Source organism: Lysobacter luteus (assembly GCF_907164845.1).
Classification (GTDB): Bacteria; Pseudomonadota; Gammaproteobacteria; order Xanthomonadales; family Xanthomonadaceae; genus Novilysobacter; species Novilysobacter luteus.
In genome coordinates this window covers 1369127-1382583 of sequence record NZ_OU015430.1, presented here as the reverse complement: position 1 = coordinate 1382583, position 13457 = coordinate 1369127, and the positions used below count along the sequence as shown (strand labels likewise).

Below are 13457 nucleotides of genomic sequence, written 5' to 3'. Positions count from 1 at the left end.
CCCATTCGGACCGAGGAAACCATGAAGCTCCTGCATATCGATTCCAGCATCCTGGGCGACAACTCCACCAGCCGCACCCTCAGCGCCGCCATGGTGAAGCGCTGGCAGGACGCGACCCCGGGACTGGAGGTCAGCTACCGCGACCTGGCCGAGGCCCGCCTGCCCCACCTGAGCGGTGGCTCGCTGGCCGGCGCGGACGCGCAGGAGGCGGAGTTGGCCGCCGCCATGATGGAGGAATTCCTCGCGGCCGACGTCGTGGTGGTCGGGCTGCCGATGTACAACTTCAACATCCCGAGCCAGCTCAAGGCGTGGATCGACCGGATCTCCGTGGCCGGCAAGACCTTCAAGTACACGGAGGCCGGACCGGTCGGACTGGCAGGAGGCAAGACCGTCTTTGTCGCCGGGGCCTACGGCGGGTTCCATTCGGGTGATGCGCCGACCAACTTCATCGAGCCGTACCTGCGCTACGTGTTCGGCTTCTGGGGGATCACCGACGTGGAGTTCATCACCGCCGAAGGCCTGGCGGTCTCGCCCGAGCAACGCGAAGCCTCGATCAAGTCCGCGCGCGAGCGCATCGAGGGCCCGTGCGAGGCGCTGGCCGCCTGAGCTACGGCGACGCGCGGTGCGCCTCGTCTTGACCCGGAAAACAACAAGGGCCCATGCAGGGCCCTTGTTCTTGCAGCCTTGGTGCCGCGTGGCGGCTCAGCCGATCCGTTCAAGTCCACCCATGTATGGCTTGAGCACGTCGGGGATCGCGATGGAGCCGTCCGCATCCTGGTAGTTCTCCATCACCGCGATCAATGCGCGCCCGATGGCCACGCCCGAACCATTGAGCGTGTGCACCAGCTCCGGCTTGCCGGTAGCGGGGTTGCGCCAGCGCGCCTGCATGCGGCGGGCCTGGAACGCCTCGCAGTTGGAAACCGACGAGATCTCACGGTAGGTCTCCTGGCTCGGCAGCCAGACCTCCAGGTCGTAGGTCTTGGTGGCCGAGAACCCCATGTCGCCACTGCACAGCAGCATGCGGCGGTACGGCAGGCCGAGCCGCTCGAGCACCACCTCGGCGCAGCGGGTCATCCGCTCGTGCTCGTCGTATGACTCCCCGGGGCGGCTGACGCAGACCAGCTCCACCTTCTCGAACTGGTGCTGGCGGATCATGCCGCGGGTATCGCGCCCGTGGCTGCCGGCTTCGGCGCGGAAGCACATCGAGTCGGCGGTCATGCGCATCGGCAGCGCGGCATCCTCGACGATCTCCTCGCGGACGATGTTGGTCAGCGGCACCTCGGCGGTCGGGATGAGGTAGCGGCGGTTGTTGGCCGAGGCCGCGTCGCCGATCTCGGTGGCGAACAGGTCGTCCTCGAACTTCGGCAACTGGCCGGTGCCGCGCATGCTGTCGGCATTCACGAGCAGCGGCACGTTGGTCTCCTCGTAGCCATGCTCGCCGGTGTGCAGGTCGAGCATGAACTGCGCGAGGGCGCGGTGCAGCCGCGCCAGCGGCCCGCGCAGCACGGTGAAGCGCGCGCCGCTGAGTCTTGCGGCGGTGTCGCCATCGAGCCAGCCGTTGGGGGCGCCGAGCTCCACGTGGTCGCGGACCTGGAAGTCGAACGTCCGCGGCGTGCCCCAGCGGTGCTGTTCGACGTTGCCGGACTCGTCCGTGCCCGCCGGTACCGAGGCATGCGGCAGGTTCGGGATGCCCAGCGCGATGGCTTCGAGCTCGGCCTGGATCGCCTGCAGCCGGGCCTCGCTGGCTTTCAGCTCGTCGCCCAGCCCGGCCACCTCCGCCAGCAGCGGAGCGACCTCTTCACCCTTCGCCTTCGCCTGGCCGATCGCCTTGGACCGGCTGTTGCGCTGCGCCTGCAGCTCCTGCGTCCGGACCTGGATCTGCTTTCGCTCGGCCTCCAGCGCCTGCAGCGCCGCCGGATCCAGTGCGTAGCCACGGGTGGCACGGAGCCGTTCGGCGAGTTCGTCGGGTTGCTGGCGCAACAGGTTGGGGTCAAGCATGGGACCGCATCCGGGTGGTCGGGTGCGCGATTATCGCGTGGATTGACGTGGATGGGTGCCGTTGGCGCACCATTGAACACAGACATGCACAATGTCGACGACTGCCGCCGAGCCGCGCCCATGCCCGAATCCCCGACCAAGCCGTCGCGTTCCCGTTTCGACCTCGCCTCGTGGCGCCCTTCGCCGCGCGCCCTGTGGCTGGTGTTGGGCGCCTTCGTCATCGGCCTGGTGCTGTTTGCGCTGGTCTGGTCGGGCGACCGCGACGGCGACGATTTCTTCCGCGCCAACGGCACGCCGCCCACGGCCGCGCCGTCCGCCTACGAACCGTTGCCGGTGCCCCTGCCCGCGGGCAGTCGCGACGCAAGCGGGATGGATGCCGAGCGACAGCCGGCGGACGAGGACGAAGTGGCGCAGCAGGACGAGCCCCGGCTGGTCGAAGCGCCGGCGCCGGTCGCGGTCGAACCGCCGCCGCCCCCCCCACCCAGCCCGTTGACCCAGCCCCGGCCGATCCCCGGCGCCACCCCTGCCCCGCGGTATCCCGTGCGCGCACTGCGCCGTGGCGAAAGCGGAACGGTGATGGTCAGGGCGGAGATCGGGCCCGATGGCGTGCCGACCTCGGTGTCGGTCAGCCAGGGCAGCGGCTCGCGCCTGCTCGACCGCACCGCGGTGGACGCGGTGAAACGCTGGCGGTTCGAACCGGCGACCCTTGACGGCCGGCCGACCGTCGGCACGGTGGTAGTACCGATCGCGTTCGAACCCTCACGCTGAGGAGCCACGCGCGCCGGTCAGCCGGCGCGCAGTCCGAATCCGGCCTGGGTAGCCAGCGACACGAACCCCGGGAACGAGGTGGCGACGTTGGCGACATCGCGGATGCGCACCTCGCCCTCGGCGCGCTGGGCGGCGACGGCAAAGCTCATAGCCACCCGGTGGTCTCCGTGGGCGTCCACCTCGCCACCGCGCAGGCGCCCCCCTTGGATGACGACGCCGTCCGCGCGCTCGTCCGCCCGGATGCCAAGTGCTCGCAATCCAGCGGCCATGGTGCCGATCCGATCGGACTCCTTGACCCGCAACTCGGCCGCGCCGCGTACCACCGTGCGGCCTGAGGCGCATGCGGCGGCGACGAACAGCGCCGGGAACTCGTCGATCATGTCCGGCACCAGCGCTTCGGGCACTTCGATGCCCGTCAGTGGCGCGTGGCGCACCCGCAGATCCGCGACCGGCTCCCCGCCCTGCTCGCGACTGTCGGTCTCTTCGATATCGGCGCCCATCAACCGCAGCGCCTGCAACAGCCCGGTACGCCTCGGGCTGACCCCGACCGACCGCAGCACCAGGTCAGACCCCGGGATGATGCTGGCGGCGACCACGAAGAACGCAGCGGACGAGAAATCAGCCGGCACTTCCACCCGCGTCGCAACCAGGCGATGTCCACCCGGCACGCTCGCAAACCCGGGCTTGAAGTCGATCGGATAACCGAACGCGGCCAGCATCCGTTCGGTGTAATCCCGGGTCGGATGCGGCTCGCGCACGGTGGTCGTGCCACGTGCGCCCAGGCCGGCGAGCAGCACGGCCGACTTCACCTGTGCGCTCGCCACCGGCAGGTCGTAGGCGATGCCGGACAGCGATTGGCCGCCGTGGATCCGAAGCGGCGGCACCCCACCCGGCCCTGTATCGATGCGAGCCCCCATCGCCGCCAGCGGTTCTGTCACGCGCCGCATCGGCCGTTGCGACAGCGACGCATCCCCCACCAGCACGCTGTCGAACGCCTGTCCTGCGAGCAGGCCGGCCAGCAACCGCATGCCGGTGCCGGCATTGCCGCAATCCAGCTCGGCGTCGCTGCCGCGCAGTCCATCCAGCCCGACCCCGTGGATGCGCCGCACCTGCGGCGCCGGAGACTCGATGCGCACGCCCAGCTGGCCGAGCACGCGGGCCGTGGCGCACGTGTCCTCCCCTTCCAGGAAACCGTGGACTTCCGTGACCCCGTCGGCCAGCGCCCCGAGCATCAGTGCACGGTGCGACACCGACTTGTCCCCTGGCACCACGAGCGAACCGTGTAACGGACCGCCAAGCGCGGCGATCCAGTCCTGCCGCGTCGTCATCCGTGCCGCTGCCGGAACTCGTCCATGAACCCCACCAAGGCGCGCACGCCCGCCTCGGGCATGGCGTTGTAGATCGAGGCACGCATGCCGCCCAGTGCCCGGTGGCCCTTCAGCGAGATCAACCCGGCCTCCTTCGCCTCGGCGAGGAACGCCTTGTCCAGTCCATCGTCGTGGAGGAAGAACGGCACGTTCATCCGCGAGCGCACGGCCGGCGCGACCTCGTTGCGATAGAAACCGCCGGATCCGTCGATCGCCGCGTACAGGGCATCGGCCTTGCGCTGGTTGCGGCGGGCGAACTCCTCGACGCCGCCTTCGGCCAGCATCCACTTGAAAACAAGCCCGGCCAGGTACCAGTTGAAGGTCGGCGGGGTGTTGAGCATCGAGCCGCTCTGCGCGTGCCGGGCGTATTCGAAGATGGGCGCGCGCGGCTGGCCGCTACGCTCCAGCGGCTCCCGGCGCACGATCACCACGCTCACACCGACCGGCCCGAGGTTCTTCTGCGCGCCGGCGTAGATCATCGCGTAGCGCGACACGTCGACGGGTTCGGAGGCGATGCTCGAGCTGAAATCGGCGATCAGCGGGACGTCGCCCACGTCGGGTGTGTCGCGGAACTCCACCCCGTGGATGGTCTCGTTGGCGGTGACGTGCACGTACGCAGCGTCGTCGGACAGCCGCCAATCGGCCCGCGCGGGAATGTCCCGGAAACCGCCCGCCTCACCGTCGGCGGCGACGTTGGCGGACACATAAGGGTGCGCCTGCTTGATCGCGGTCTTGCCCCAGTGGCCCGTCACCACGTAGTCCGCGGCTTGCCCGGGGGCGGCGAAGTTGAGCGGGATCAGCGCCTGCTGGGTGGTCGCGCCGCCGGACAGGAACAGCACCGCGTAGTCGTCGGGTACGGACAGCAGCGTGCGCAGGTCGGCCTCGGCCTCGGATGCGACCTGCATGAACTCCGGTCCACGATGGCTCAGCTCGACGATCGAGGCACCGGCGCCGTGCCAGTCAAGGAGCTCGGCACCCGCCTGTTCCAGCACGGTTTCGGGCAGGGTCGCAGGGCCGGCACTGAAGTTGTAGGCGCGCGTCATCGCAGGAGCTCCATTGGGAAGGTCGGGACGGGAAGGCGGGGCGCGCTCAGCGCGCGCCGAACATCAACAGCAGCGTCAGTGCCGCGGCCAGCAGCACCGCGGCCAGCAACAGCCACGGCATGCGTCGTATCGAGGACGCGACCGGCGAAGGCGCGTCGTCTACCGTCTCCGTATCGTGCCCGTCCTCCGGGACGGCCGTGGCGTCCGCGATGCCCGGTGACAGCGGCGCCTCGATCACGAACCGGTGGCTGCCCACCACCAGTTGGTCGCCGGCTTGCAACAACCCCTCGCGCACCGCGTGGCCGTTGACCACCACGTTGGCGCCGCCCAGGTCACGCAGCACGATGCCGTCCTGGTGTGGCTCTAGCCGCGCATGGCGCTCGGCGATCGCAGGGCCGTCGATGCGGATGTCGCATTCGACATCGCGACCGATCTCGCGCGCGTGGTCGAGGCTGAAACAGCGTCCATGGGAAGGCCCGCCAACCCCGCGCAGCACCGCGCGCCGGTCGCTCTCGCGCACGTTCGGGATGCCCTTCGGCATCGGCCCCGGCGAGGTGCCCAGCAGGACCAGTTCGGCCCCTTCCAGGTGGATGGCATCGCCGGCGCGCAGCATTGCCATGCGCCGTACCGGCCGGCCGTTGACGTGCACCGCGCCGTCGGGCGCACGGGACTGCAGCCAGACCCCGCGGCGGTCGATGCAGAACTGCACCAGCGCGTCTTCGCGGTGCTCGACTCGGTCCAGGGCACCATCGTCGGCGCGGCCGAACGCGTGGACGCCATGGCCCAGGGCCAGGTCGTTGCGGTCGTGGTCGGGAAATCGCAGGCTGAGGGCATTCACGCCGCTAAAATCTAGCACGCTCCCCACACGTCGCCCATGGGCTGTGAACCCCTCGCGGCGCGCCGCACAATGGCACTCCACAGGAGGTTCCATGGCAAGCATCGACATCCAACATCCCCACACACTGGCCCCGCCGCGCGCGCGCCAGGCCGTCCAGGAAATCGCCGACAAGCTGGCCGACCGGTTCGGCGCCGAGTGCCGCTGGGACGGGGACATCCTCGACTTCACCCGAAGCGGCATCGATGGCCGCATCGCCCTGCTGCCGGGACAGGTGCATGTCACGGCGCAACTGGGGTTCCTGCTGGGCGCGATGAAGGGCCCGATCGAAGCGGAGATCCGCCGCGTACTGGACGAGCGGTTCTGAGGCGTTCCGGCCCGCACAGGGGCCGGCAGCCCGCGGGGTGCCAAACCGTGCCGCGCCTCACCCGGCGTGCGCAGACGCGGACGTATATTGCGCGGGTCTTTCGTTGCCCCCCAGGTGGATCGCAGGAATGCTGACAGTTCCATTCTTAGTAACTGCATTGGTGATCGCACTTGTCCTCGGCGCCGGCCTCAGTGCCTGGTTGTGGCGGGTGCAATGCCGGAAATGGGTGATGGAGGCCGGGCTGCGCACCCTGGCGGTGATGCGTTGGCGGGAGTTCTCGCGCTTCGTCATCGAGGCGCTGCAGGCGCAGGGGTTCGAGGCAAGCCGGCTGGAGCCGTCCGCCGACCGCGGCCAGAAGGCCGACCTGCTGCTCAACCGCGATGGCCAGACCTGGTTACTGACGTGCAAGCAGGGCGTCGACTACCGGGTCGGGCGTCCAATGGTCGAGGAGCTTGCCTCGGCGGTGCGGGCCAGCGGCGCGAGTGGCGGCATCCTCACCACGCTCGGCCGGATCGAGCCCGATGCCCGCCGCCACGCGGGGGCGATCGAGCTGCTGGACGGGCCGATGCTGTGGACGCTGATCGACCCCCTCCTGCCACCAAGCGTGCACACCGACCTCGTGGCGAGGGCGCACCGCCGCACGTTGCGGGCGATCGGGCTCGGCTGGGTCGCGGCACTGGCTGCCGGCGTCGCGCTGGCAATGCTGCTTGGCGGGTTGCGGAGCGCTGGCGGCGACCCGAAGCCGGCCCCGGTACCGCCGATGGTGGCCCCACCCGCTTCGCAAATGCCGTTGACCGGTCGTGGGGTTGAGCCGGCGGCGCCCGTGATCGCTGCACCGTCCACGGACACGCCGGCCGGCGCCACGGAACCGGCATCCGACGCGGAGCAGCGCGAACAGATCGAACGCGACATCGCCGCCCTGCCCGGCGTCGTCGATGCCGGCTGGGCCACCCGGTCGACCCTTGTGGTGCACCTGATGCCCGATGCCACCGATGACCAGATCGACGGCGTCTGCGAGGTGCTGGAGCGCAGCGAGTCGCTCGGCGCTTCCCGCGTGCAGTTGCAGCCCGCCCCCTCGAGCGGGCAACCGGTGCGGTTCATGCAGTGCCGGGTGTATTGACCGGCCCGAAAGGCTTGCCGGCGTCCGCGGCGCCCAGTAAACTGCGCGGCCCAGCAATACCGGGCGGTTAGCTCAGCGGTAGAGCATTGCCTTCACACGGCAAGGGTCGCAGGTTCGATCCCTGCACCGCCCACCAGTAGTATGGAGCCGGCCACGCGCCGGCTTTTTTTATGCCCGCGGCGACCGTCGACAAGGAGTTCGCATGCCCGCTGCCCGCCTGTATCACAACCCCCGCTGCTCCAAGTCCCGCGGCGCACTCGAGCTGCTGCGCGAACGCGGCATCGAGCCCGAGATCCGCGCCTACCTGGACACCTCGCCGGGCGAGGACGAGCTACGCCAGCTGGTCGCGATGCTGGACGTTTCGCCCCGTGCCCTGTTGCGCACCGGCGAGGCCGAGTACCGCGAACTCGGGCTGGACGACGCGTCGATCGCGGATGACCGGATCATCGCGGCCATGGCGGCTCACCCGCGGCTGATCGAGCGCCCGATCTTCGTCAACGGTGGGCGTGCGGTGATCGGTCGCCCTCCCGAGCGCGTGCTCGATCTGCTCGACTGAGACCGGTCAGAACGACTTGCTCTGGCGCATCTTGCGCGCGCGGTCGGGCGCACCGAACGAATCGCTGCGTGCGCTCGCCCAGAACGCCTTGAACACCGCGTGCTCGGGCAGGCCCGTCAACAGGGCCCCGGGTTCGAGGAACCGGTACAGCGCCGCCAGCGACCGGACCTCGGTCGGCGTAACCCGACGCATGATGTGCTCGGGCCCGAGTTCACGCGGATGCTCCAGCCCGGCCGCGCACACCAGGTCGCGCAATGCGCGCACGGTGTTGTGGTGGAAGTTATAGACGCGGCTGGACTTGTCCCCCACATCCAGGCCGCGCCAGCGTCGCGGATCCTGGGTCGCCACGCCGGTGGGGCAATGGTCGGTGTGGCACGCCTGGGCCTGGATGCAGCCGACCGCGAACATGAAACCCCGGCCCGCATTGCACCAGTCCGCGCCCATCGCCAGCGTGCGCGCGATGTCGAACGCGCTGGTGACCTTGCCGGCCGCCGCCATCCGAAGGTCGTCGCGCAACTCGAGCCCAACCAGGGTGTTGTGCACGAGCATCAGTGCCTCGTGCATGGGCAGGCCGACGTGGTCGATGAATTCCGCCGGCGCGGCGCCGGTGCCGCCCTCCGCGCCGTCGACCACGATGAAGTCCGGCAGGATGCCGGTTTCCTTCATCGCCTTGGCGATGCCGAACCATTCCCACGGATGCCCGATCGCCAGCTTGAAGCCGGTCGGCTTGCCGCCGGACAGTTCGCGAAGGCGGGCGACAAACTCGAGTAGGCCGATAGGGGTCGAGAAGGCGCTGTGCTGCGCCGGTGACACACACTCGACACCGGGCGGCACCCCACGCGTCAACGCGATTTCAGGGCTGACCTTGGGCGCGGGCAGCACGCCGCCGTGGCCGGGCTTGGCGCCCTGCGACAGTTTGACCTCGATCATCTTCACCTGCGGGTCGGTGGCGTTCTCGACGAACCGCTCGACGCTGAAACCGCCATCGTTGTCCCGGCAACCGAAGTAGCCCGAGCCGATTTCCCAGACCAGGTCGCCCCCGTGTTCGCGGTGATACGGCGAGATCGAGCCTTCGCCGGTGTCGTGATAGAAGCCGCCGGCCTTGGCGCCCTTGTTGAGGGCGCGGATGGCATTGGCCGACAGCGACCCGAAGCTCATCGCCGAGATGTTGAACACGCTCGCCGAGTACGGCTGTGCGCTCTTCTCCCCAACCAGCACGCGGAAATCCGGGTCGACATGCTCGCTCGGCACCATCGAGTGGTTGATCCACTCGTAGTCGGGGCCATAGACGTCCTGCAACGTGCCGAACGGGCGGGTATCGATAACCGACTTGGAGCGCTGGTAGACAAGTGCACGCTGCAGGCGCGAGAACGGCACCTCGGCGGTATCTGCCTGGATGAAGTACTGCCGCATCTCGGGGCCGATCGACTCCAGTCCGTAGCGGAAGTGTGCGAGCAGCGGGTAGTTGCGACGCAGCGTGCTGCGCTGTTGCAGCAGGTCCCAGGTCCCCAGTGCCGTCAGCGCGCCGGCGGCCAACAGGACCCACGTCCAGTCGCGGTCGAAGGCAAAGGTCATCACCGCCGACAGCAGGGTCAGTGCGATGGCGGCGGCGTAGAGGGCATAGCGCGACATGCAGGCTCCCATCAGTCGAAGCGCAAGGATAACCGGCGCGCCGGGCGACCGATGCCTTGCCGGCTAGCGGGTCCGGGGCTCCGCCGGCGCAGCCGGAACCGGACGCGTCACCTTCAACGCGCGCAGCAGGCCTTGGCTGGCGCGACCGTCGGGGGGACGGCCGAGACGCTGCTGCTCAAGCACGATCGCGGCGCGTGTGTTGCCGCCGACGATGCCGTCGATCTCGCCGATGTCGTGGCCACGATCCAGCAGCAATTGCTGCAGTTCGCGACGCTGGAGCCGCGACAGCCCCGGGTCGTCGGTGGGCCAGTCGCGAACGAGACCCGGGCGGCCGCGCAGTCGCTCCGACAGCAACGCGATCGCAAACGCATAGCTCTCGGCGGCGTTGTACGAGTAGATCGCGTCGAAGTTGCGGAACACCAGGAACGCGGGTCCGTCGCGGCCGGCAGGCATCACCAGCGCCGAGCGCCGGCCATCGGGCGCTATGGGACTGCCGTCCACCCGTGTGATGCCCTGCCCTACCCAATGCGACAGCGGCTGCCGCCGGGTACGTCCGTGGGCACCGCTGAAGCGGGCGGGCACAGCGACCTCGTAGCCCCACGGCTCACCAGTGCGCCATCCGGCCCGCTTGAGGTAATTGGCGGTCGAGGCAAGCGCGTCGGGGATGCTGTCCACCAGGTCCCGGCGACCGTCACCATCGAAATCAACTGCCAGCCGACGGTATGTCGACGGAATGAACTGGGTATGGCCGAAGGCGCCGGCCCACGACCCGACCAGCTTGTCGGCGGTGACATCACCATCGCGGATGATCCGCAGCGTGGCCAGCAACTCGCCCCGGAAGAAATCCTGCCGCCGTCCCATGCACGACAGCGTCGTCAGCGACTGAAGCAGCGGGCGCTTGCCGAATGTATCGCCGAAGTCGCTTTCAACTCCCCACACCGCAACCACGGTCGCCGGGTCGACGCCGTACGCCGCTTCCACCCTGGACAGCACATCCGCATGGCGTTGCAGCATCTGCCGACCGCCGGCGACACGCTCCTCGTCGACCAGGCCGGCGAGGTAGTCCCAGATCGGCGTCTTGAACTCGGGCTGCGAATCCAGCAGCCGCAGCACCGAGGTGTCCGGCACCACCGTGCGCACGTGCCGGTCGAACAGCGCGCTGCCGATGCCTTCGCGCGCCGCCCGCGCCTGCAGGCTGTCCACGCAGCGGCGGTAGGCGGCTTGGTCGTATGCGGGCGGAGGCGGCGTCGACGCCTGCGGCGCCGCGGACATGGCGAGGACGAGCAGGTTCGAAAACATGGACGAACCATATCGACCCCCGTCGTGATGGGACCGTGGTCAGCGCGGCAGTGTCACGTGACTGCGCGCACGAGCAGGTACCCGCCGACGCTGAGCCACAGGAAGAGCACACCGGCCAGCAACAGTGGCCGCGGGCCGAGCGCACGCAGCTTGGCAATGCGCGTCTCCACGCCCAGTGCCGCCATGGCGGTCGCGAGCAACAGCGTGTCCAACGTCAGCAGCGCCGCCCTCCACGGCCCGGGCAGCTGGATGACCGAGTTGAGGGCCACCACCGCCAGGAACCCCAATGCGAACCACGGGATCACCATGGCCCGCTCACCGCCCTCACGTGCCTCCTGCCAGCCGAGCACCAGCAACACGGGTACCAGCAGCAACACCCGGGTCAGCTTGACGATGACCGCGGCGTCGGCGGTCTCGGGGCTGACCGCGCTGCCGACCGCCACCACCTGCGCCACTTCATGCACGGTCGCTCCGGCATACAGCCCGAACGCAGCGGGATCGAGCCCGAGATGCGGGTACAGCATCGGGTACAGGAAGATGTTGAAGGTGCCGAATAACACAACCGTGGCGACCGCGATCGCCACCTTGCTGGGATCGGCGCGCAGCACGCGCTCGACGGCCAGCACCGCCGCCGCGCCACAGATAGCGCTGCCGGCGGCCGTCAGCATCGCCGTGTGCCGGTCCAGGCCAAACCAACGGCGCCCGGCCCAAGTGCCCAGCATGAGCGTGGACACGACCACCACCACGTCGACCAGCAGCCCGGCGGCGCCGATCGCCGCGATGTCCTGGAAACTCAGCCTGAGCCCGTACAGGACGACGCCCGCCCGCAACAGCTGCCGCTGCGACACGTGAAGACCTGGCGCCAGCCGTGCGGGCAGGTGCGCGCCCAGCAGATTGCCCACCAGCAGTCCCAGCACGATCGCGCAGGTGAGCGCGCTCAACTGCCAGCGCGCGAGCCACGGCAACTCCGCGAGCCACAGGCCGAGCAAGCCCAGCCCGACCGCGAGCGCGAGACCGGGAAGCAGGCGGAAGGTGGGACGGAGGATGCCTGGCAACGTGCCGGAGGGTGTGGTCATGGGTTGGACGGGCGGGACGTCATCGGGGACGCAATCGTGGCCCACCCTCGATATTCAGTACAGTTGATACTTCTTACCCGCCCCATCAGTCCGATTGATGAACAGCGTCAGCCCCCGGCAACTGGAAGTGTTCGTCGCCATTGCCGCCGGCGGCACCGTGCGTGGCGCGGCCGAGCAACTCCACCTGACCCAGCCGGCGGCCAGCATGGCCCTGGGCGAGCTGGAGCGGCTGCTGGGATACCGGGTGTTCGACCGTATCCAGCAGCGCCTGCACCTCAACGCGCATGGCCGCCGCCTGTTGCCGCGCGCCCGCGACATCCTCGAGCGGCTGCGCGAGTTCGGCCTGGGCGACGCCGGCGAGGACCTGTCCGGTGAACTGCGGCTGGGCGCCAGCAACACCATCGGCAACTACCTGGTCGGCGACCTGCTGGGCGGGTTCGTGGCCGCGCATCCACGCGTCAGCATCCGGCTGCACGTCGACAACAGCGCATCGATCCTCGCCGGGATGCTCGACTACAGCCTGGACCTGGGGTGCATCGAGGGGCCGGCGGCGCATCCGCAACTGGAACTCCTTCCGTGGCGAAGCGACACCTTGTGCGTGTGTGCACCGCCGAACCACCGGCTGGCCGGGCGCAAACGCCTGCGGCCGGACGACTTCGCAGGCGCACGCTGGATCCTGCGCGAGGCCGGCTCGGCCACGCGCAGCCAGGCCGAACGCGTCCTCGCGGCGCTCCCCGCCGGCGAGACCGTGCTCGAGCTCGACCAGAGCGAGGCGATCAAGCAGGCGGTGATCGCCGGCCTCGGCCTGGCACTGCTGCCGGCGATCGCGGTGGAGGAAGCGCGGCTCTCCGGGCGCATCGCCGTCTTGCCGACGCCGTTCCTGCCGCTGCAGCGCGAGCTGAGCCTGGTGCTTCACCGCCAGCGCCATCGCGGCGCGCTGCTGGGGGCGTTCCTCGCCAGCGTGGGCGCGGGGTAGCAGCGTGGTGCCCGGACCGGGAATCGAACCCGGATAGCCTTGCGGCTGACGGATTTTAAGTCCGTTGCGTCTACCAGTTCCGCCATCCGGGCCGATGGTCGCACAAAGAAAAAACCGCGCCGGAGCGCGGTTCGAAGATGGAGGCCGAGGTCGGAATTGAACCGGCGTACGCGGATTTGCAGTCCGCTGCATAACCACTCTGCCACCCGGCCGGATGACGCGCACCGCAAGCATACCGCTTGTGGTGCCGGCTGCACGGGGCAGCCTCTGGAAAAAACAAAACCCCGCGAACGGGGTTTGTTTCGAAAGCCCCTCCAGCGAACCGGAGGGCGAAATCTGGAGCGGGAAACGAGACTCGAACTCGCGACCCCGACCTTGGCAAGGTCGTGCTCTACCAACTGAGCTATTCCCGCTGAGGAG

13 protein-coding genes and 4 tRNA genes are annotated in these 13457 nt (G+C 69.3%); 7 read left to right on the top strand and 10 right to left on the bottom strand.

The features are described from left to right. Positions 1 to 21 precede the first annotated feature (21 nt). The gene (locus tag KOD61_RS06490; protein ID WP_215220213.1) at positions 22 to 606 is read left to right on the top strand and encodes an FMN-dependent NADH-azoreductase; all 585 of its coding nucleotides are present in this window, start codon (positions 22 to 24) and stop codon (positions 604 to 606) included. Positions 607 to 702: 96 nt separating this feature from the next. On the opposite strand, the gene serS is transcribed toward KOD61_RS06490, so the two are convergent. After that, positions 703 to 1998 carry a serine--tRNA ligase gene (gene serS / locus KOD61_RS06485; protein WP_215220212.1) on the bottom strand — a complete coding sequence of 432 codons (1296 nt, stop codon included), beginning with the start codon at positions 1996 to 1998 and terminating at the stop codon, positions 703 to 705. A gap of 120 nt (positions 1999 to 2118) precedes the next feature. Here serS and KOD61_RS06480 point away from each other — a divergent pair, with 120 nt between their 5' ends. Next, positions 2119 to 2766, top strand: a complete 648-nt coding sequence (locus KOD61_RS06480; protein ID WP_215220211.1) for an energy transducer TonB — start codon at positions 2119 to 2121, stop codon at positions 2764 to 2766. 17 nt (positions 2767 to 2783) lie between these two features. Here the strand turns inward: KOD61_RS06480 and aroA are convergent, their stop codons facing one another. The 3 genes from aroA to KOD61_RS06465 are packed head-to-tail and all read right to left on the bottom strand — an operon-like array spanning position 2784 to position 6014. Further along, positions 2784 to 4094 (bottom strand): 3-phosphoshikimate 1-carboxyvinyltransferase, encoded by a 1311-nt coding sequence (aroA, locus tag KOD61_RS06475; protein ID WP_215220210.1) that lies wholly within the window; start codon positions 4092 to 4094, stop codon positions 2784 to 2786. Next, positions 4091 to 5176 carry a 3-phosphoserine/phosphohydroxythreonine transaminase gene (gene serC, locus KOD61_RS06470; RefSeq protein WP_215220209.1) on the bottom strand — a complete coding sequence of 362 codons (1086 nt, stop codon included), beginning with the start codon at positions 5174 to 5176 and terminating at the stop codon, positions 4091 to 4093. Before serC ends, aroA begins: the two co-directional genes overlap by 4 nt. Positions 5177 to 5222: 46 nt before the next feature. Continuing rightward, the gene (locus KOD61_RS06465; protein WP_215220208.1) at positions 5223 to 6014 is read right to left on the bottom strand and encodes an FHA domain-containing protein; all 792 of its coding nucleotides are present in this window, start codon (positions 6012 to 6014) and stop codon (positions 5223 to 5225) included. 91 nt (positions 6015 to 6105) lie between these two features. Here KOD61_RS06465 and KOD61_RS06460 point away from each other — a divergent pair, with 91 nt between their 5' ends. The 4 genes from KOD61_RS06460 to arsC all read left to right on the top strand — a co-directional run bounded on the left by KOD61_RS06460 (position 6106) and on the right by arsC (position 8054). Next, positions 6106 to 6378, top strand: coding sequence for a polyhydroxyalkanoic acid system family protein (locus KOD61_RS06460; RefSeq protein ID WP_215220207.1), 273 nt, complete (start codon positions 6106 to 6108; stop codon positions 6376 to 6378). 160 nt (positions 6379 to 6538) lie between these two features. Further along, entirely contained in the window at positions 6539 to 7498 is a 960-nt protein-coding gene (locus KOD61_RS06455; RefSeq protein ID WP_215220206.1) for a restriction endonuclease, read from the top strand. Positions 7499 to 7559: 61 nt separating this feature from the next. After that, a tRNA-Val gene (locus KOD61_RS06450) sits at positions 7560 to 7634 on the top strand. A 66-nt stretch (positions 7635 to 7700) separates the two neighbouring features. Beyond that, positions 7701 to 8054: an arsenate reductase (glutaredoxin) gene (arsC, locus tag KOD61_RS06445; protein WP_215220205.1), complete on the top strand. Its 354-nt coding sequence runs from the start codon at positions 7701 to 7703 to the stop codon at positions 8052 to 8054. A 6-nt stretch (positions 8055 to 8060) separates the two neighbouring features. On the opposite strand, the gene KOD61_RS06440 is transcribed toward arsC, so the two are convergent. From KOD61_RS06440 to KOD61_RS06430, 3 genes are all read right to left on the bottom strand, one after another. After that, entirely contained in the window at positions 8061 to 9686 is a 1626-nt protein-coding gene (locus KOD61_RS06440) for an FMN-binding glutamate synthase family protein (protein WP_215220204.1), read from the bottom strand. A gap of 63 nt (positions 9687 to 9749) precedes the next feature. Beyond that, the gene (locus tag KOD61_RS06435; protein ID WP_215220203.1) at positions 9750 to 10985 is read right to left on the bottom strand and encodes a lytic murein transglycosylase; all 1236 of its coding nucleotides are present in this window, start codon (positions 10983 to 10985) and stop codon (positions 9750 to 9752) included. A 53-nt stretch (positions 10986 to 11038) separates the two neighbouring features. Beyond that, positions 11039 to 12061, bottom strand: coding sequence for a YeiH family protein (locus tag KOD61_RS06430; RefSeq protein WP_215220202.1), 1023 nt, complete (start codon positions 12059 to 12061; stop codon positions 11039 to 11041). Between the two features lie 97 nt (positions 12062 to 12158). On the opposite strand from KOD61_RS06430, the gene KOD61_RS06425 reads away from it, so the two are divergent. Beyond that, positions 12159 to 13037, top strand: coding sequence for a LysR substrate-binding domain-containing protein (locus KOD61_RS06425; RefSeq protein ID WP_215220201.1), 879 nt, complete (start codon positions 12159 to 12161; stop codon positions 13035 to 13037). A gap of 5 nt (positions 13038 to 13042) precedes the next feature. On the opposite strand, the gene KOD61_RS06420 is transcribed toward KOD61_RS06425, so the two are convergent. From KOD61_RS06420 to KOD61_RS06410, 3 genes are all read right to left on the bottom strand, one after another. After that, positions 13043 to 13129, bottom strand: a tRNA-Leu gene (locus KOD61_RS06420). Between the two features lie 46 nt (positions 13130 to 13175). Then, positions 13176 to 13249 (bottom strand) — tRNA-Cys (locus KOD61_RS06415). Positions 13250 to 13374: 125 nt separating this feature from the next. Continuing rightward, positions 13375 to 13450 (bottom strand) — tRNA-Gly (locus KOD61_RS06410). Positions 13451 to 13457: the final 7 nt, after the last annotated feature.